Raw genomic sequence first — 18,962 nt, forward strand, 5'->3', positions numbered from 1 at the left:
TTAGGCTTCAGTCTATTAAAGAAATAAATATATCAACTTATGTTACATAAAGAATATCAAAAAATGGATTCGATATATTATCGAAACTATTCACTAAACTTTTCTCTAATTCATCCAAAATAAGTGCAGCTAAAGCAACGGGATCAACTTTCGAACCAGCTTGCATAATAGCATTTTGAATTATTGATTTTGATACATCCTTACCATCAAAAATGATTGCTGGAATAAATCTTTCATGTCTTTGATTGGCCAACTTGATTCGATCTAAACCAATGACAAGATGATATTTCCCGTGTGTTTCAAGCACTACAATCGGGTCCTCTTTGTCAATTTTACTTTCAACTATCTTAGGTGCATTTTCAATGATTACTTGATCTATAGGGATGTGATCATAGCTTCCATCTCTAGCCCAAGAATCGAATTCTGACCAAGTATGTTGAATCTTCTTCAACAAATCAGCCATAGATATTTTCTTAATGCCTCCTAAGCCCTGCCAACCTTTTTCATAATTTGATAAATAAATTTCCTTCGCTTCTTCTTTTGATTCAGCACCAATAATGACTTTTTGCTCATCGAAATGCCCGTTATTATCTAACTGTTTGATGATATAGGCGCATTTAGGTTCAACGGCCAAATGATTTTTCACAAAAACATCAATTTCATCACCATCTGCACCAGTAGTATTTTCAATAAAACCATAGTGATGCTTCATCGTGATTTGCCATTCATTCCCGTTAGGGTCAGTTCCTGAACGGATTGAACCTGCTGGATTCTCAATAGCAATTTTTAAATCACCAATCGATAAATGCCCTTTTTGATATTCACCAGATTGCTTTTGTTCTGCTGTTGGAAAGTCTAAATCATTATGAGGTGATGTAGCTGCAGCATGTGCTTTTTCATCTATTGATGTAAGTGAATCAATAGAATCAAACATGCTCAGATTGGCATTATCACCATAATTATCCTCAATCACTTTCACGGCGTAATTGATTGCGTCTTTGATGCTGACAGGTTCAGGTTCACCAAAAAGCCCCATGTTTTGCCCATCAATCGCTTCTTTTTCTGCAAACTCTGCCATTGCTTTGAATAGCAAACTCATCTTTTTGGCGCTGCGACTATTCTTAGATAAGAATACTGCAAGCTCTGGCACGCCTTCGCCTAGATCACCAAATAAACCCTGTTGTTTTACAAATTCAACAATATCTTGATCATTTTGCTTTGCAGCTAAGATCGTATTCGCTGCATCAATAATTGCATTTGTCACACGCTTATCAAGTGCTTGCTCAATACCATCAACGATAGAACTTGAAACATCCTGCACATCACCACGGCTGACGGCTTGCGCTTCAATAAATTTTGGAGCTGCTGCACCTAATGCATTTAGCATATTTTGCAAATCTGGCTTCGTTTGGTCTGCCATCATTTCAAGAAGTCGGTCATCATTATAAGCTTTGCTGAATATTGCAGCTTTCATACGTGTGACTAATGCTTGTGTTGGCTTTCCATCTGTCCCGATATATTGAGCTGCTTCCGTTTCACCTAAAGACTTTAAAAATCCTTGGATAAACTTCTGATTACTTGCAGTGATTAGGTCGCCATCTTCACCAGGTGTAAACAATGACAATAGGTTCTCATCTAATCGACTTGCATCAGTTTTTGCTCGTTCAGTCGCGCTAAATGACAACTTATCATCTTGATTGGCTTCTACTGTGAATTGAATACGATCAATTTCAGAGGTGCGAATACGCACAAGGATAGGCTGTTTAAATTGGTTGATTTGATCCGCACTAAAGCCAAAATATTCTGCTTCATCAATCAACCATTCTTTGTACTCATCAGCATTTCCGCGCTCATATGCAAGCTGGATTGCCATAGTACGGCCATTGCCAGACTCAACCACCAGATCATCACCAATGATAGGCGCTCCCGTATCCGCACGACCTGATCGTCCTAAGCTTTCAGGATCTAAAGTATTTGAAGTTTTTTGCACCCACGCTTGGGAAGATTCTCGACTACGATCTCGTGGTTGAAGTTCTTGAGGATAATTAGGATTTTCCGTCCCTGTAGCCGTATGTGAAGCAATCACTTGATCAGCTTCTAATACAGCAAATACAGTTGATACTTTGGTTCCTTTAGCTGTTTTAACGTTGTTAGATCGACCATGGAACACATGATTGACAGTCAAAGCCCTATAAAGTATATTTAATAAACGGTCACGACCTCCAGTTTCAATCCTACCCTTTGATTTATCAAAGATCGGACTGGTCATAAGGGTTGTGGCCTTTTTGTTTGCGCTTTCTATAACTTCAACAGCAACTGTATAAAATCTTGGCGGTTCATTTCTTATAGTTAAGTCTTGGCGTAATCGTAAGACTAAATAATATTTTTCCCCATCTATTAAAATTGGTGCAGCAGCAACAATATTTTTAATTGGCTTACCCTCATCATCACGCGAAACATCCAAAACTTTTACTTTTTCCATGATTTCAGGTAAGGCTGGAATCGCTTGAATATCTATCGGATGTGGTTTGTGGTTCATAGCATTTTTTATACCACGAGGCGAAAGAACAATATCCCCCAATTGTTCATTATGAAATACACCATCATGACCATTGTTTGAAAGCCATGTCCTAAACCAGTCCACAGCTCCATTAATCAATTTTCCGTTGCTGTCTGGTTTAATTTGTCCAGACTGAATTGAGCTGACTGGCTGATTAGTTAAGAATTTATAAATTTCAAAACGATTGTTTTCAAACGCTTCGATCAACTTATCAATTGTGCCAAGCGGATCGTGATTATCTAATTCGATTGAATCGAAGCTTGAAATGCTACTAGAGTTTTTCTTCTTTAAATTAGTTTCAGCCCAAGATTCAGGTATTTTTTTACCTTGTTTCTCCAAGATTTCTAAAAGTTTTGGATAATCAGATTTCCCAAACAATTCAGAAAATTCAATTTTATTGTCATAGACGGCACTATCATTTATTAAAAATGATTTTGGTTTTTTATCACGACTAAAATTAATCTTTGAAATGGATGTCTTACCAAACTGAAATGGAAATTCTTTTGGTTGTAAAATTATCCATAAATCAGCAGCTCTTTTTTCTAATTTGTTTTTTTCACTTTCTGCTTTTTCATTCGCAAGCGCATTAATTTGGTCCATATTACGTGCAGCGATAACTTTGTTATAAATAAAGTTTGGTGCGAAATCTCTAATCCAACTTTCTATTTTTTCAGCAACTTGATCATAAGCATTGCCACGTCTGTTAGCTTGTTTAGAATTAAAGTTAGAACGTCCGGCCATAAAAGATGAATAAACACCACTTCGGCTGTTTGCCAGTGTCTTAATTTTATCAATATAAGTATTTTGTAGGAGGGTTAGCGCATCATCAAAAGCTTGTTGTTGTTCAGGTGTTTCAACTTCTGGTAAAGCTTTTTCAATTGCTCTTTTAATGGTAAGGGTATAATTTTTCTTATAGTCCTGAGCGATTGCTTCGGAATAACGAGATGAATGATAAAATGCCTGATTAACCATTTCCAGTGGAAACGGAATAAAGGTATTACTTCTTAGTACACTTAGAATTGAATCTAATGTTTCTCTAACATCATCTTTCTTAAATATTTGATTAATTTTGCTCATTTCACGCACAAAAAAATAGCCCATTTAGGACTATTTTGAGAGGTTTAAGACTAGTTAGGCTTGCTATGTTCCAACCAACTCATTAACTTGAGTTATTAGAACATTAACGGCTTCAATCAATAACGGATCATTCAAATTCTTTTCAGCTTCACTACGAACTTGCTTAAGTAATTCAATGGATACTTTAACGTCACCATCAATAATAGACTGAAATAATTTATTGACTGATTGATTCGCCTGTCCGCCAAGTAACTCAATCAATTCTCGCAATCGTTTTGTACTTTGAAGTTTTTCCATCCCCTTAAGATTCGGGATCTGTTCAAGTAAAGCACGTAGTTCTTTCGTGAGCTTTAATTTTTCTAAGGCATTCATGTATTGCTATTCCTTAATTGACTGAAGCAGCTTGATTGACTTGATACATTGAATAAGCAGAAACAGCCTGTTCGAATAGATCATTGGTTTCAGGTGTTAAGCGACTGCCAATAGATTCTAGTTGGCCTTCAACTTCACTAGCTTTTGAAAAATCAACTTCACCCTTAATGACTTTATTCAGATAGTCTGCATCATCATTATTAGCATTTGAGTTTGCATTATCCTCTGTGGGTAACATTGCAGGTAAAGCAGCAAATGCTGGATATTTTGCAATCATTTCTTCAATTGTTTTGAAGAATCGCGGTGCACCAAAGCCATTGTTCCAAGCACGAGATGAAGCATTATTTGCTGAAACTTCCCACTCACCATTTGTATTGATATGGGCTGTCCAATCATCAAGCTTTTTATCGTTTTTGAACGCTTTGTAATAACCATTGCCTAAATCCTCAATTGGTGGATAGGTCTTGGCTTTTGATGAGTCCTCACTTAAGCCTTTGTTCCAGCGTTCAATTGTTTTTTCTACTGTAGCAATCATTCGTTCAATTGAAGCTTTTAATCCATTTGCGAGTGCAACTTTTCCAAATGGACGTTCAAGTAGACTTTTTGCATCTGTAAGCGCTTCGCTAATTCCAGCTGGATAATTCTGGTTATAGAATTCTTCCGTGGTACCACCAGTCAACCAACGATGACGAATATCTAAAGCATCATAAATTTGACGAGCTTCTGCTTTGGTCACAGCTTTTGTATTTGCAGCTTGTCCAGCATTATTCCCTGTACCAGTATCAGCATTTGGTGCTTGACCATTATTTTGCTTATTTAAGCCATCAATTTGATCAAGTAGCCCCTGAATTTCTGAAGATAAAGCGGTCTTTTGATTTTGCTTGTCTGCAATACGTTGTTCAGTGTCAGCTAAAGTTTGCGCACTTTCAGCTTTTTTAGCTTGAGTCCGTTTAAACCGTGCACTGTTCTGATTAATCAATTTAACAACACGTCCAGCAAGTACAGGTAATGCAATACCTTCACCTTGGTTGGGCTGAATCACGCCTGTTACATCACGCTTATTCATAAGAATCTTCCAAGACAATAACGTGTCTTGTGGCGATATCCGCTTTGCGTCACGATCAGGATTATGAAATAAAATCGTAATCGTTTGTCCATCTTCGAAATCATATGAAACGGCGACATTCAGCACTTTTTTGTGTCGAAATGGCTTTTCACTACGATCTACATTCAGAACTTTTACACCGCCTTTAGACGCTGTCTGCATGGCTGTATGCAGCATATCCATTAACTTATCGAGATATTGATACTCAACAATGATTGAATCAAAATCTGGGTGTTCTGCTCCAATTGATTCAAGCAAATTAGCTAAACCATCAAAACTCGATAATAGCTCTGTACTGTCATCATGAAGTTGCATGTCTAACAGCAGATTCGCTGTTTTTCCTTCATGTGTTGTTAGTTCGATACCGTCCCAACCTGGTAATACAGCACATGGAATATCTTGTAATGCGACTAAATGATCTCGATGAATAAGTTGCTTATGCTTATGAAATTGTGGTGTTGCTAAATGTCGTAATAGACCATTGGTATTGGTTTCAATTACATCATCTTCAATAGCATCAAACATACGCCCAAACTGCATTTGTGCTAATGCACTTGCATGATCATTATCAACTGCACCTAAAACGGCAATTGAGTCAAATGCAGCAATGCTATTGATTGAACCTTTTAGATTCACAATACGCCATTGGTCATCATCCGTAGCTGATTCTGTAACGATTGCATTCAGCTGACGATATTGACCTTTGATCACTCCAATTGAACAAGCACCGCTATTCACAGAATCAAATCCATGTACTAAACGACTAGTATGTGGTTCATGTAATAAAGTAAATATGTCGAGATTTCGCATTGAAAAAATGCCTCAATATTTTTCTGATTGAGGCCATTTTTGCACTTAAATAAATGATTCTTCTTGAGCTGTTCCAATCATTTCAACATTGGGAACATCTTTATAAAATTCAAAGTAACTATACCGACTCCATTTCGATTTGTGGCATCCAATGGAATACTTCCTGTTTGTAAAGCGACCAAATGTTTAATTTCAAAAACCTTAGTTGAGTAGCTTTGTTTATCATAAATATATATTGTCATACGCATTAGATAATCATTCGGTAATGCTTGTGTACCCCCATCCTCACCATCAGGAAACATGATCGCTTTTATTGCCAAAGCACTATTTAGAATGGATGCATTGCGTGTCTCAATAAATGGTATAGATATTTCACCCGAACTATTTCCAGTGATGTGATTGAGTTGAAATGCACCAACCTGAATACTATCGGTTTGTGCATCCATTACAGATAAATCAATACTTTGACATAGCCAAGGTAACTTTTCTCTATCCAACAATGGGATATTCTCAATTGTAGTACTTGCTAAAAATCCACTTTCTCCATTTTCGAATGCATTGAATTGACCTGCTTCAGGATGTGTTAAGTCATAAGCATCAATTAGTTCAATTGAACTTTTAGCAAGCGCACTTTTAGGATCGAAAGGTTCTAACCACACACCAAAATGGAGTGTGGATAAAACTCCAAGCGAATATATTTTGTCATAAAATTGTCTTGCCTCATTAATTGGCATACCAGACCAAGGACCATTATTACCTGGTGTATTTAATCTCAACATCATTGTTCACCCTGTCCATTGAGACGAGATTTCGCAATATCAGCTGCTATACGACATGAATCGTCATAGTTAAAACCAGCATCTTTTTCTAAAATATATTGCATCGTTTCCTCACTTAAATCAGATTCTTTGAGTGAGTTAATGACTTGAATTTTAAGTAAGGATGTATTCATCTGAGTTTGTTTATTAGTATTTTCTTCTGTCACAGCTGCTGACTGGGTGCTAGAAAACTCAATTTGCCATGGATAATCTAATTCACCTGCTTCAAATTGCTCGTTATAACAATAACCCCAATCGATATGCATAATATCATTGGCGAATTGAACAGCTGATTGGCGAATATACATGGAACGGCGCATAATTTGACTTGAGGTATGAAATGCTGCCCCATCTCCAATACCACCAGAAAGCATATCAGCCCACCCCACCATTGAAGGATCGAGACCAATTCCTCCCATTAATAAACGTACATTAATCATAAAGGTTTCGATATTTACAGGTGAATTACGTTGGCCTTTAATATCTCCCACAGGATTAAGAATCTGCTTTTCATCCCATGTCGGTAAAACGTGATATTTGGTATTCCAAATGCCCTCACCACCTTCCATTGCATTTTTTACGAACTTCTCATGATCTTTTAGCATTCCTTCAAGACCACGGATATAAGCATCACGTTGTGCTGGAGGCATACCAGCCATGTTCAGCGTCAAAAACATTTGATTGACTGCATCAGCAACTTGCTGACTGTTCATCGTGGTTAAGGCAAGGATGACATCATCATAGGTTTTCTCAATTGAATAGAGAAATGAGCCACCGACCTGTGCTGGTAAGATCGGCAATTCTTCTGGATTATCACCTTCAAGCATTTGAGAAATTAAACTAGCTTCAACTGGATCAAATTGCGGTACATTTTGAATCCGTGGCAACTTCATCCGAACCATCTGTGTGTGATTCAACTTAGTCATGACTTTGGACCAGTTTTTTGGATTCAGTGCAAAGTAAGCGACTGTCTTACTACCTTGCTCAAATGCCTGTATTTGTGGCGCATAGGTATATTCATTACTAAGTAAGTCAGTAACGCCTACTCCCTTTTTTCCATATACACGGGCATAGGCATCACCAAAGGAAATACCTTCCGAACATAGCTTCGTGATGTATTTATTTATGACAGTTTCTATTGGCTTGATACGCTTTTGTAGTTTTTCTAATTGCGCTTTTTCAGTTTTGCCTAATTCGCCACGCAATCGCTCTGTAGGCGTAATAAAGATTTGTTGGCCCGTATGTGTATCACCGCCAAGTGCAGCCATGACATGAATACCAATGCCCTCTGCTACGGGAGCGAACTTTAGCATTTGCTCCCACTTGGTCAGAATTTCTTTACGTGTTCTTTTCTTGTTTTCCTGTGTTGTATGTGTCCCAAGCGAAAAAGGCGCAACGGAATCATACATTTGCGCCATGACTTCTTGGTTAGCATCAACCACTTGCTGAGGGATGCTATTCGCATTTGTTCCCAACAACAAAGAAAGGATGTCTGAAGCAGCCATAATTAAGCCAAAATTTAAGAATTAACGTAATTTTGGCTAAGTTAATTGGCTTGAATGTTTGGTCGTTCCAATAACAAAATTAAGGTGCAGTCGGCACTTCTGGCAGACTAACTTCAGGAAAATTAATTGCTGGCATATTCACTGAACAATTGGTCAATGAATTCATTTTGTCTTGAATTACAGACTGTAATTGTTGGATCTTGGCAATCAGCTCAATGAGTTGTTGACTACATTTTAAATAAGGCTGATACATCGGCTTGAGCACTAAGTTAATGTACTTTTGAACCCATGTAAGAAGTTGTGCTGGATTATTCGGGATGGTCAGTAAATCCTGAATTACCCCAACAATTTCTAATTCATCGGTCAAGGCTTGCAATTGATCACCTAAAGCATACATCACGGTATCCACCGCCTTTTGAAGATCTTCGCAAGTCTGCACAGCATTGATATGATCTTCTAATGATTGAAGATATTGAACATTTAATTCACTCATACATCACCTTTAAAAATTTATGAAATTTGAATCACAATGCCATCTGCTATGGTTAGTGTTTTCCCAAATACATTTGAAAATACGCCAGTCGCACCAGAACCAACGATGACGTTTCCAGTGACTTGCTCGTTGCCTGTAATCTTTGTTTCACCTTTTAACTCAATAGAAGGCGCTTCAATCGTTGCCTTGCTACGTGCTAAAAGCTCGATATTCTCTTGTCGTATACGGCGTGTATCGACCACTGCACCTTTGCTATGACTGCTATAGAATGCGATGACAGGACGCGATTGCTCATTATTTTCGAAGAAGATATAGACATCCTCTCCCTCTAAAATTTCGCGCTCAGTATCTTTATCACTATCACCAACGGGATAAGCAAAAGTTGCTGTTAAGCCCGTGCTTGCGCCATCCGTAAGACCGGGTATGTGAATCTTTGCAGTTCTGTTTTGCGCATCGTAACTGAGGATTTTTGCTTTTTTAAAACCATTCATCACAGCACCTATAAACTTGCTAACCAAAGCTTTGAGGTTGAACCGACATTGCCACCAATAGCACCTGTTTCTACTTCATGAGCTGCTGTCAAAATCACATATTTCTTATGTTCTACTTCGACTATATCGCCAGCGTTTACTTCAAGACTTAACGAACGATGAACCACGCCACGCGGAATGAGTACCTTTTCCAGATTCTTTAACTGTCGTGCATCAAGACCTGCTTTCTGAATAACAGACTGCCCTTTCGTCGTCGTATCGTCCCCAATAACCGTCGAACCATCTTGATCAACGGAGACATAAGAGGACTTTTGAAACTTCTCAATTTGATCGCTGTTAAACCATTGGATTTCACTAGGATCTAATTTTAGAACGGCTTCTTGTTTAAAAAGTGCATCGAGTTTTAAAATACAAATCTTTGTTTCTTTAAAACAAATCACCGCAGCTTCTTGTTGTAAATAAAGTGCTATACGCTCTGAAATCAAGGTACCGTTGAGACAAATAAATTCAGGTAAAGGTATATCATCACCCAAGCGGATATTAGAGGCACCACACGCACGATATGCAGCATTAAAAGAAGTCTGCTCCAAAATCACAGCCTTTTTTGCTTGCTCCAGTATCTTTTTACAACCTTTGAATACGGCGATGCATGAAATAGCCCCGATTCGGGAATTGTCTTTAATCGTTTGCGATTTAACAGGATGTGAGTAAACGATCTCAAATGGATATGGAATATCATTCACGATGATTTCAGCCCCATCTACCAATTGATCATTGAGTTCCTTTGTATACTTGACTGCAAACTCGATACTGACAGGTACAGGAACAAGATCAGTTCTTAGTGTTGCGATCATCAACTCAGACGCAGAAATGATTTTATTGGTTGCCAATATCGCGATTCGCATCAATTGCCCCCTAAAGTTTTAAAACTAAAAGGAGGCTCCACAAAAGCATTTTTAGGCATTAACTCTTTTGCTTGATTATATGCTTGTTCAGCTTCACTCACTGACATGCCAAAACCATCACCGCCCATACTTCTTGAAGCTTCGACAAGTTGCGCTTGAATCAAGTCACAGTTTGCACTTAAACAAGGTTCAATAATGACCCACTCAAAACCTTCAAGAACAATGTTTTTATCAACCGTGATAATACTGGTTGAACCACGTTGACAGGTCAGCTTTGCCCAACCTGCATAACGCTTTGTTTCTTCAATCAAAGCATTCGTCACATCTTCAACAAGAAGTGAATAACCTTTCATCTGTAATTTTAGATGAAAAGTCATTGCTAGTGCTTCGATAGAACCAGCAATCACTTTTGGATATAGAGAGCCATCATCAGGTAACAATTGCATAGCAGTTACCCAAATAAAGAACCAATTTGACGTGCTACACCAGTTGCTGAACGAGCTAAGTTTGTTGCAGACTGTGCAGCGTTTACGACGTTCTGAACACGGTTAATTAGCCCTTCGATACCAGCAACTCCACGCTGTCCTGGTAATACTGTGCCATTACTCCCAATTTTTGCGAAGCCACCAAAGAAATTGAAATCAATCGGACATGAAACGGTCATTACTTGAGATCGACTATCCGTATCGAATTCGGCCATTTCAAATCGAATTGCACAGTTTTCCAGATAGTATGCACGGGTAAAATTTGCGACATGACCATCATAATAATCACAATTGATCATGCCTTTATTTGCCACAATGTATTCAGCAAAAAGTTGATCGTGCCCTGCTTCAGTAACCAGTAATTGTAAATTACCTGTGTAATGTGTTTTAGGAGGTCCAGCCACAATCCCCGTATAGCCACCCGGATATTGGACTTCCGCTGGATCTTCATTACTAATAATTGGACGTGGACAGCTTTTAATTAAAAACCGGTAATCTTCTAAACCTTGTGGTACCAACATGCCTTGGCATGACAAAATCGGCGAACCTAATTGCTGAATTGCTATCGAATCTGCCTTCATTTGATTTAAAAGCATTGGATTGACTTGACGCATCGTTATTCTCAAATCTTATTGGATATAAGTATTCTGATCACTTGAACCAAGACTAATTCCTCATTGTTCCAAATAAAAAAAAGGCTGCATAATCGCAGCCTTTTTTTAATCTATATCCTATTGATTATTTATATAGACCAATCTTTTTACCTTTGAGCAACGACTTCATACGCTTATGCAATGAATTAGCTGAACGTGCTTTTAAACTCGCTTTCTTTAGTGCAGCTTTTTGGTCACTTGAAAGACGGATACGTTGACCTGGTAAACGCTTATTCACGATCTTTTTAACACCATTACGGATTGCTGCAATCGCTTTATAACGCACTTTACGACCACCTACACTTTTCGTCGTCATCTGACCACGAGAAAGCTTTTTCTTGCCACCAACCGAGTCAAAACCTTCTTCTTCATCAGGTTCACCATAAATAAACTCACGAACAAGCTCATCTAATGGATCACCCTCATCAGGCATATTTGCAATTACTGTGCTTGCAGCAGCTTCAATTGCAGCATCAGCAGCTTCAATATTATCGCTAAAGATTTCAGCAATCACTGAGTCATCAACACCAAAACTTGAAAGTGCATCATCAATGGAAGCAACTAATGCATTTTCCAACGTACCATTTTCATCATCTGCACCATCTAAGGCATCCAGAATAAGAAAATCAAGACGGTCAGTCGGCAATTCATTGTCTTCTAAAGTGTTGTCAATAACCGTATCAACTAGATCAGATACGATATTCAAAGCCATTTCTCGAACGTGTTCAATAAATGAAAGTTCTTCACGAATTGAACTAGTCAACGTATTCACGCTACTTGTAATTCCAGCTGCAGCAGAATCAAAGTCGCGTAATACATTTTCTTGTGGTTTTAAATTAAACGGATTTTTTGAGCCAAACATTGTTATCACCTATTTATTTAACTAATACATCTTCATCAAAGATCACAGCACGGGTCGCGCCTTCTGGACGGCGTGCCAAATACAATCGAACACGTTCAAATGGATAATCTTTGTCAGGAATTAAGCTGAATGCGAAAGGTTTTCCATCCAAATCTTCAGCAGGTTTTAACCAGCCCGAAGTCGCAGCGTCAGACAAATATTTGTCTATTTCCTTACTCGCTTTATCTAAATAATCTTCAGTTGGTTTCAACATATGATTCTTTAGAATGTCGACAACATCATTTTTGGTGCGCATAGCAATTTCAGCAGCATTCACCAAGCGCAATGCACTATTTTTACTTTGACGCTGAGTAAGCACATCACTTAAGACATACAAGACACGCTCAAACTTAATTGGACGAACGACATTCACTTTTGCTTGAGCAAGCATTTCTAATGTTGGTTCATCGAGTACAACATCTGGACGAAGCTCTAAAGCCTTTTTCTTAAACGGATAGTCCTTCCAAGCGACGGCATAATGAATAGGTGCAAAACCTTGAGCATTCGTTCGAGCATTACGCAGTAGCTTGTCACCAATGTATTGACCAATGTACCGAGCTGGAATTTTACGCCCCCGTAATGAGATGGCATCTCGTGGACGGCATATATTCGGCGACCAAATCAATTGAACTTGATGTGTTTGAGCATCTAAACTTTCAGCAAATAGAGCGACTTGTTCCACTGTCATAGTTGAGTCAACCTCAACATCGAGTGGAATATTTAATTTTTCAGCCACACGTAATAAGGCCACGTATACATCTATTTCAATGACAGTTGGCAATGCTAAATAAGCTGGCTTATCCACTAAATTGGTAATCAGTGTATAAGTTTGATCAGCGTTAAAAGTGTCTGGTTCTTCATCTGGTAACGATAGAATCTCAGTCTTACGTCCTAAACTATTCACTGGATTGAATGCACTACTCAATAAAATTGCACTTAAAGCATCATTGATATGCAATTCAAATTGTTCAAATTCTTCAGTAGCGTCTGCAACCGCAATAATCGTTGCTGGATTTTCAGGATCTCCATCAACGACACCCTGAATTTTGATCACTTCATCACCAGTGGTTGAATCTATGATTCGCAAACGCATGGTGATGTCTAATAGTGAAGTCGGCGTAGTGACTTTACTGAAAAATGCGACTTCAATATCTGTATCTTTTAGATAACTATAGGTATCAAAAATCAAGCTCAATACCGCAGCGCCATTGCCACCCAGTATCAAAGCTCCATTACTGGTTAATTTTAAATTTGTCATAATGGCTCCATTAACCTGGCATATCTAAAGTTGGCCCGACACGTAAAACTTGAACACTAGGCACACCCGTGTCTAAGCAATCCTGTACAGCTTGATAATCAATATTTGTTGGCTCATAGCCCAATTGACCGCGAATGTTACCTTGGTGAATGGTCATTGGCTTATCCACTCGACCACGCTTAAATCGACCAACAATTAAGGCTGAAGTTAGCCCTTCTTTAGTTTGTGTTTCGGTCTTGTCTACTGTGCCTTGGCTTTGTATGCCAACAGCCTCACCTAATATCTTTGTTGTGTTCACTTTGTTTGCCTTTGGCTAAACGTTTTAGTTATTTTGCGCTTTGCCAAAATTAAGATTTTTGAATGTTCCAATAAAAAAAACTCTGCTTATGCAGAGTTTTTAGATTTTCCAGAATGTTATTTTCCAGAATTCGTATTCGGAACTGCAAAAGGTAAACTAAATACAGATTCAACATTTTCAAGTTCTGCATAAATCCAAATTCGGGAAAATTGTCCGTTCCAGAAATTTGGTGCTTCGACAATTAAACTAGCCAATTCTTGTTCTGTACTGGCATCTTTGATTGTGAGCAATGCTCGCTTATCAGTGAGCAAATTCATTCCAACAATATAAGCACTTGTTAAAGATGTTGTATCAATATTGCCTTGTGGCGCAGTTCGACCGTTAAATAATTGAATTCTCTGAATATCAGGACGCTCTTTTACAACAGCAGACTCATCACTAAACTCACCGATTTTCGTACCAAAATCAAATGCAATCAGTAATTTCTTTGTCGTATTTGGATTTACAGTAAATTGTAATTCCTCACCAGTATTAAAAGGCTTTGTTGCAAATAGAGAAGGTAACGGTTCAGCAGACGAATTCCCTTCTTCAAGTGCTAAGCCTCCCGTATAGCTCAGCACACCATTTGAAATCGCACAGTTGGTCAATGTCCATTCAGCAGTTTCCTCATTCACAATAACGTCTGTGCTCGTAACTACTTCTTGTTGTTTAAGTTCATTGAGCTGGACAATATTGTTTTGAATTTGCTGAAATGCAACTTCACCATGCACCCGAACAATAGTCTCAGTTTGAATCTGTAAACCTGTCAACGGTTCAACGATTTTGAAACTGGTATTGTTATTGATTGTGACATCTCGAATTGTAGGCTGATCACCTAGTGCATCCAGAAGCGGATTTGTTCCATTGAACTCAGTCATTGCTTAAAACCTCTAAGTTTTTGCCAAGGTCTTTAAATTGCTTAATGTTATTAAGCACACCCTGCTTTACCATTAAATTTGCACAGGCAATTTGAACCGTCTGACCTGCATTAATTGATGTCTTTGTAAGCGGTTCATAAACCGATTTGACACCACTGTTTTTAACTTCGATAACCAAACCTTTGGGTTTAGTTGATTCTGGTCTGGCTACTTTTTCTACAACGATATTTTCGTTGTTAGGTTTTGGATCAGATTCAGTAGACGGCGTTGGCTCATTTTCTTTAGGTTGAGTGCCTTGTGTAGCATCTTTATTCGTATCTTGATTTAATTCAGAAGCATTTGCCTCTGAACTTTCACCAGCTTCTTTTTTTTGCTCTACTTGCTGAATTTCAGCCTGTGAAGATGATGTTTCTGCTTTTGCAGCTTCACTATTAGAATTTGCGTCGTCCGTTTTAGCTGCATTGTCTTTCACTTCAATATCAGCGTCTTGATTGGCAACCTGTTGAACTGGTTCAACTGCTTTTGGTTTTTGACTACGTTGTTTTGGTTTTACTTCATTTACATCAGCCATCGTATTTCACCATTTTGTTATAAATTAGATAGAAATGACAAAGGCGCACTTAAGCGCCTTTGTCATATACGATTAACTTTTTAATCGTGGCATATTGATTGCTTTGAGTAATGCAAACTGATCTGCATAACGGTCGAGTGGATTTAATTCAGCAGCTTGAGAACCGATCAAAGCAAGTAAGCTTTCACGCGGATCAGGCGTTGCCTCACTCACGGTTAATGGCATTTCAATGAAGCCGACAAGCGGATTGCGTACAGGTTCACTGCCACGACCAACTAACTCCATCTCAAAAGTTTGATCAGATTCAACCAGAACACCAGCAGAGGTTGGCAAATGATAAACATTGGTACCATCAGCTAAAGTACCAATTCGCACGATTTGACCATGACCAGCCGTGGCACCTGTTTTGACTGGCATTTTGTCAGCCGATAATTGAGCAAAGAACACTTTTGCACTATCACCGACGTACAAATCAAAGCCTACGGTTGCACCACCAGAATCTTGCACGATTCCGATTTTTGCAGCTTCAATATACTTCATTAGCTCGCCGAACAAGTCACCCGACGTGTTATATGCAGCAGCTAAATTACCAGCAACACCACGGCTTGCATCGAACGTAAATTCACGATCATTATATTGTGCACGTTCTTTGCCTTCGCCAAGTAGTCGCACAGTTTGCTCAAGATAAATTTTGCCTTGCATTAATGATAATGCGGTTCCAACAAAGCCAATATTCAACTCATTAGTGATCTGATTCACTAATAATTTTGATGCACGGATTTGAGTGACAATTGGTGAACTCACCATCGTTTCATATTCAGGCGAAATACTGATACCAACAGGATCAAGCTTAAACTTATTATTTACGTCTTTCGCTTCATAATCAGCGACCAAGAATACTTCCGCTTTTACACCATTCGGTAATGCTTGGTTGAATGTTACTGAGATTGTGCTGTCATCCAAGTTAATTGTGCTTGCAGTCACGCTATATTCAGCACCTGCGATTTTTGCTGATTTCTCAGTAATTGCAGAGATTTGACCAGCCAATTTCGACTTACTGCGGTTTCGTGTGTGCGCAACTTCTTTACCGTTGATGCGAATCGAGATATTGCCACCGATAAAAGGCAATAATGGTGCATTTACGTCTGGTGTTTTATCTGCGTAATTCGCATATTTTGTGCGTGCGGTTGTTGAATAGGTTGTACCTGCACCACCATTATCCAATACAAATCGGAAACGACCTTCTGAATATGGTTTAGATGCATTTACACCATCTAAATACTCACCTTTTGCCATCGCACCAAATGCACGATCAGTGGTAAATCGCGCTGCAACAATTGGCACTTCATTTGAACCATTGCTATTGGGAATATAGGCAATAATTGGAGAAGCAAAGGCAATTAACGTTGCAATCGTTGCAACCGTCATAGCTGGAACAATACTGACAGACTCATGATGTGTATTACTTACATCATCGAATCCTGATTCTAATTGTTCAAGATTTTGTTTATGTGTACCAGTAAAACCGCTTACTTTTTTTGCCATGCATAAACCAGCATCTAAAGCAGTGGCCAACACAGATGCATGTGGTAAATCACCACCATGGCAATATTGATATTGTGACAGTCCAACTTTAATCGCATTATCAACATCTGCTGCACTATCAAAGCCAACAATATTTAAAATTTCATTTAATGCAGTTGGTCGAGTCTCAGCCATATGATTGACACTGTCAAAACCAGCTTCACCATTTTTATAAAAATAGTTTTGGCATTGTGTAGTAGCTGCTAATTGCGCTTGATAAAGTGCACTTTGAGGATCAGATAAAACTGACATTTTTTTCACCTTTGAAATAGGTTTTTGAAAATTGATAACCTAATTTCGCATGTTGAAAAATGTCGAAATTATGGAGTTCCAATAGCAAATTAAGAAATGATAAAAATAAAAAAAGTCCATCATGATTGATGGACTCATATAAGTAGTAATTTGTTGATTATCCAGACACACCACTAGAAACATAAATTTCTACATCGGTACCAGCCATGACGACAAATCGCAATTTATCCCACGCATGTTGCCGAAAAGGTTCCGTATCTGGAACACCTGCGGTAATTGTTACTATTGGGGACCAGTGTTCCTCATTATCAATACTTGGACTAGGATGATTACTACCGAAAAAATCAACCACTGCACCAGCACCAAGCACCTGGTAATTAAAAATGGCTGACGTACATTGTCCAACCATTTCCTTATCACCTGTACTTTTCCCTGTTTCATTGAAAACTAAATAGGTCATTGTCTTTATTACTTCAAACGATTTGATATGGATATTTTCAAAGAAAAATCTAATTTTTTTCTTATCAGTTCCGAAACGCTATTAAGGATTAACTAAGCGCCCGATTGCTGTAGGTTTGAATGCAATAAATCCCCCGTCACTTGGGATTTGATACTGTAATTTCAAATATAGATTTCCATTCAATACATAAAACATTGCCAACATATTTGAATTGCTCGGCGCTTGAAAATAATTATTTGTATGAAAATTTATGGGAAATACTGCGACTTGAGATTCTACACCGTAGATATTTGTGACGAGCTGTTCGACCAAGTATTCAGAATTTGAAATATTAAATATCTTTAATCCTGCACCCATATAGCTAGGAATTGCCAATGCGCCATAGACCCACAACATTCCATCTTTCTTTGCAAATCTAAGGGATTTATGTTGTGTTACCCCCTGTAATGAAAAACCATTCATCGTAGCAGCATCAATCCAGTTAAAACCGCTTCCACCAGTTCCCATATTCTTAATTTGTGCTTGGATTTTTCCAAGCATTTGCCCAAGCGAATCTGAAGCAGAAATTTCAGCATTCGAACCTAGGGCATAAGTATTGAATATCACATCAAAGATTTTGTTTTGATTTGCTAAGCTTGAAAATAGACCTGTTAATGCGACTGGTGCGACATCTGCACTCTGTAAAGCACTATCAGCTTTTGAACCTTGGGCAGCTGTAGCTGCGCCTAAGCTTTGTGCTGTGATTTGACTCACCAGTTCCTGAGCTGTCCCAAGCTTTTCTGCACCAATATTTGTACGCGCATTTTGCTTTTGAAGCTCTGTTAGCGCTTGAGTCGCAACATCAAATCGAATGCGATTCGCTACTGATAGATTGAGCGTATCAATTATGCTTTGATTATTTTGTATAGCAGCTGCAAGCTCGTAAACTGTGTTTAAAGCTTCTGGAGCTGACCCAACTAGATCAGCAATCTGCTGATTAACATATGCTTGATCTGCTTTTGTATCAACTAATTGAGTCAATAACGCTAAAGCTTGAATATCAGCTTTCGTGAGAATAGCTAAACGATTATTTTCAATTTGAACTTGTGTCGTTTCTAAATCAATTTGGTCTGCTTTGGTACCAATTTTTAGCTCGTTCGTTTGAGCCAAAGCTTGTACTTGATTTAAGTTTTCAGCTAATCCTGTTGTTTCTTCTCGACCTGTTTTGCCTTGTAAGGCTTCATTCAAATCTGTCTGATCAGATAAATTGCCTTTCACTGACCCCCAACGATTCGGACGATCACCAGATAAATTAATATGAGCTGCTGTTTTCATGGTTACACCACTTTGAAAGGCAATATATGTTCGCCTATGACGACATCATTTTGCTTAATTGTGACTTCTAACTGGGCATAATCTAACGGCCACTGGCTACTATCTGTTATTGATTCCACCCAAACACGCCCAA

The 18,962-nt window shown here is 38.4% G+C and carries 17 protein-coding genes and 1 pseudogene; all 18 read right to left on the reverse strand.

The window, feature by feature from the left end; all coding sequences use genetic code 11:
* Positions 1 to 37 precede the first annotated feature (37 nt).
* Positions 38 to 3,637, reverse strand: a complete 3,600-nt coding sequence (locus tag AAV96_RS18285) for a hypothetical protein (RefSeq protein ID WP_171249141.1) — start codon at positions 3,635 to 3,637, stop codon at positions 38 to 40.
* A 63-nt stretch (positions 3,638 to 3,700) separates the two neighbouring features.
* Positions 3,701 to 4,009 (reverse strand): hypothetical protein, encoded by a 309-nt coding sequence (locus tag AAV96_RS09345; RefSeq protein ID WP_004661756.1) that lies wholly within the window; start codon positions 4,007 to 4,009, stop codon positions 3,701 to 3,703.
* A gap of 13 nt (positions 4,010 to 4,022) precedes the next feature.
* Positions 4,023 to 5,924 carry a hypothetical protein gene (locus AAV96_RS09350; protein WP_046739100.1) on the reverse strand — a complete coding sequence of 634 codons (1,902 nt, stop codon included), beginning with the start codon at positions 5,922 to 5,924 and terminating at the stop codon, positions 4,023 to 4,025.
* Between the two features lie 77 nt (positions 5,925 to 6,001).
* Complete coding sequence (locus tag AAV96_RS09355) at positions 6,002 to 6,703, reverse strand: hypothetical protein (RefSeq protein WP_227505840.1); 702 nt, start codon at positions 6,701 to 6,703, stop codon at positions 6,002 to 6,004.
* Positions 6,703 to 8,247: a hypothetical protein gene (locus tag AAV96_RS09360; protein WP_046739102.1), complete on the reverse strand. Its 1,545-nt coding sequence runs from the start codon at positions 8,245 to 8,247 to the stop codon at positions 6,703 to 6,705. Before AAV96_RS09360 ends, AAV96_RS09355 begins: the two co-directional genes overlap by 1 nt.
* 79 nt (positions 8,248 to 8,326) lie before the next feature.
* Positions 8,327 to 8,740, reverse strand: a complete 414-nt coding sequence (locus AAV96_RS09365) for a hypothetical protein (RefSeq protein WP_046739103.1) — start codon at positions 8,738 to 8,740, stop codon at positions 8,327 to 8,329.
* Between the two features lie 199 nt (positions 8,741 to 8,939).
* Positions 8,940 to 9,231, reverse strand: a pseudogene (locus tag AAV96_RS18570) (hypothetical protein); the annotation flags it as partial.
* An 8-nt stretch (positions 9,232 to 9,239) separates the two neighbouring features.
* Positions 9,240 to 10,136, reverse strand: coding sequence for a hypothetical protein (locus AAV96_RS09375; protein ID WP_046739105.1), 897 nt, complete (start codon positions 10,134 to 10,136; stop codon positions 9,240 to 9,242).
* Positions 10,136 to 10,582: a hypothetical protein gene (locus AAV96_RS09380; protein ID WP_046739106.1), complete on the reverse strand. Its 447-nt coding sequence runs from the start codon at positions 10,580 to 10,582 to the stop codon at positions 10,136 to 10,138. Before AAV96_RS09380 ends, AAV96_RS09375 begins: the two co-directional genes overlap by 1 nt.
* A 5-nt stretch (positions 10,583 to 10,587) precedes the next feature.
* Positions 10,588 to 11,235, reverse strand: a complete 648-nt coding sequence (locus AAV96_RS09385; RefSeq protein WP_004661746.1) for a hypothetical protein — start codon at positions 11,233 to 11,235, stop codon at positions 10,588 to 10,590.
* A gap of 124 nt (positions 11,236 to 11,359) precedes the next feature.
* On the reverse strand, positions 11,360 to 12,136 hold the full coding sequence (locus AAV96_RS09390; protein WP_046739107.1) for a hypothetical protein: 777 nt from the start codon (positions 12,134 to 12,136) through the stop codon (positions 11,360 to 11,362).
* Positions 12,137 to 12,149: 13 nt separating this feature from the next.
* The gene (locus AAV96_RS09395; protein WP_046739108.1) at positions 12,150 to 13,433 is read right to left on the reverse strand and encodes a hypothetical protein; all 1,284 of its coding nucleotides are present in this window, start codon (positions 13,431 to 13,433) and stop codon (positions 12,150 to 12,152) included.
* A gap of 10 nt (positions 13,434 to 13,443) precedes the next feature.
* A complete protein-coding gene (locus AAV96_RS09400; protein WP_046739109.1) occupies positions 13,444 to 13,731 on the reverse strand; it encodes a hypothetical protein in 288 nt (95 codons plus the stop codon).
* A 116-nt stretch (positions 13,732 to 13,847) separates the two neighbouring features.
* Positions 13,848 to 14,648 carry a hypothetical protein gene (locus AAV96_RS18460; RefSeq protein ID WP_227505841.1) on the reverse strand — a complete coding sequence of 267 codons (801 nt, stop codon included), beginning with the start codon at positions 14,646 to 14,648 and terminating at the stop codon, positions 13,848 to 13,850.
* Positions 14,641 to 15,219 (reverse strand): hypothetical protein, encoded by a 579-nt coding sequence (locus AAV96_RS17775; RefSeq protein ID WP_052750595.1) that lies wholly within the window; start codon positions 15,217 to 15,219, stop codon positions 14,641 to 14,643. Before AAV96_RS17775 ends, AAV96_RS18460 begins: the two co-directional genes overlap by 8 nt.
* A gap of 72 nt (positions 15,220 to 15,291) precedes the next feature.
* Positions 15,292 to 17,055 carry a hypothetical protein gene (locus AAV96_RS09415; protein WP_046739110.1) on the reverse strand — a complete coding sequence of 588 codons (1,764 nt, stop codon included), beginning with the start codon at positions 17,053 to 17,055 and terminating at the stop codon, positions 15,292 to 15,294.
* Between the two features lie 157 nt (positions 17,056 to 17,212).
* Entirely contained in the window at positions 17,213 to 17,515 is a 303-nt protein-coding gene (locus AAV96_RS09420) for a hypothetical protein (protein WP_004661733.1), read from the reverse strand.
* An 81-nt stretch (positions 17,516 to 17,596) separates the two neighbouring features.
* Positions 17,597 to 18,829: a hypothetical protein gene (locus AAV96_RS17780; RefSeq protein WP_052750596.1), complete on the reverse strand. Its 1,233-nt coding sequence runs from the start codon at positions 18,827 to 18,829 to the stop codon at positions 17,597 to 17,599.
* Between the last annotated feature and the right edge of the window lie 133 nt (positions 18,830 to 18,962).

This window comes from Acinetobacter sp. AG1, assembly GCF_001005525.1.
Taxonomy (GTDB): Bacteria; Pseudomonadota; Gammaproteobacteria; order Pseudomonadales; family Moraxellaceae; genus Acinetobacter; species Acinetobacter modestus.

What these genes read in the sequence shown, in the direction of transcription:
- AAV96_RS18460 (WP_227505841.1), bottom strand. Translation starts at nt 14,648, where the DNA reads ATGACTGAGTTCAATGGAACAAATCCGCTTCTGGATGCACTAGGTGAT.
- AAV96_RS09365 (WP_046739103.1), bottom strand. Translation starts at nt 8,740, where the DNA reads ATGAGTGAATTAAATGTTCAATATCTTCAATCATTAGAAGATCATATC.
- AAV96_RS18285 (WP_171249141.1), bottom strand. Translation starts at nt 3,637, where the DNA reads ATGAGCAAAATTAATCAAATATTTAAGAAAGATGATGTTAGAGAAACA.
- AAV96_RS09395 (WP_046739108.1), bottom strand. Translation starts at nt 13,433, where the DNA reads ATGACAAATTTAAAATTAACCAGTAATGGAGCTTTGATACTGGGTGGC.
- AAV96_RS09390 (WP_046739107.1), bottom strand. Translation starts at nt 12,136, where the DNA reads ATGTTTGGCTCAAAAAATCCGTTTAATTTAAAACCACAAGAAAATGTA.
- AAV96_RS09360 (WP_046739102.1), bottom strand. Translation starts at nt 8,247, where the DNA reads ATGGCTGCTTCAGACATCCTTTCTTTGTTGTTGGGAACAAATGCGAAT.
- AAV96_RS09385 (WP_004661746.1), bottom strand. Translation starts at nt 11,235, where the DNA reads ATGCGTCAAGTCAATCCAATGCTTTTAAATCAAATGAAGGCAGATTCG.
- AAV96_RS17780 (WP_052750596.1), bottom strand. Translation starts at nt 18,829, where the DNA reads ATGAAAACAGCAGCTCATATTAATTTATCTGGTGATCGTCCGAATCGT.
- AAV96_RS09415 (WP_046739110.1), bottom strand. Translation starts at nt 17,055, where the DNA reads ATGTCAGTTTTATCTGATCCTCAAAGTGCACTTTATCAAGCGCAATTA.
- AAV96_RS09375 (WP_046739105.1), bottom strand. Translation starts at nt 10,136, where the DNA reads ATGCGAATCGCGATATTGGCAACCAATAAAATCATTTCTGCGTCTGAG.
- AAV96_RS09380 (WP_046739106.1), bottom strand. Translation starts at nt 10,582, where the DNA reads ATGCAATTGTTACCTGATGATGGCTCTCTATATCCAAAAGTGATTGCT.
- AAV96_RS17775 (WP_052750595.1), bottom strand. Translation starts at nt 15,219, where the DNA reads ATGGCTGATGTAAATGAAGTAAAACCAAAACAACGTAGTCAAAAACCA.
- AAV96_RS09345 (WP_004661756.1), bottom strand. Translation starts at nt 4,009, where the DNA reads ATGAATGCCTTAGAAAAATTAAAGCTCACGAAAGAACTACGTGCTTTA.
- AAV96_RS09355 (WP_227505840.1), bottom strand. Translation starts at nt 6,703, where the DNA reads ATGTTGAGATTAAATACACCAGGTAATAATGGTCCTTGGTCTGGTATG.
- AAV96_RS09420 (WP_004661733.1), bottom strand. Translation starts at nt 17,515, where the DNA reads ATGACCTATTTAGTTTTCAATGAAACAGGGAAAAGTACAGGTGATAAG.
- AAV96_RS09350 (WP_046739100.1), bottom strand. Translation starts at nt 5,924, where the DNA reads ATGCGAAATCTCGACATATTTACTTTATTACATGAACCACATACTAGT.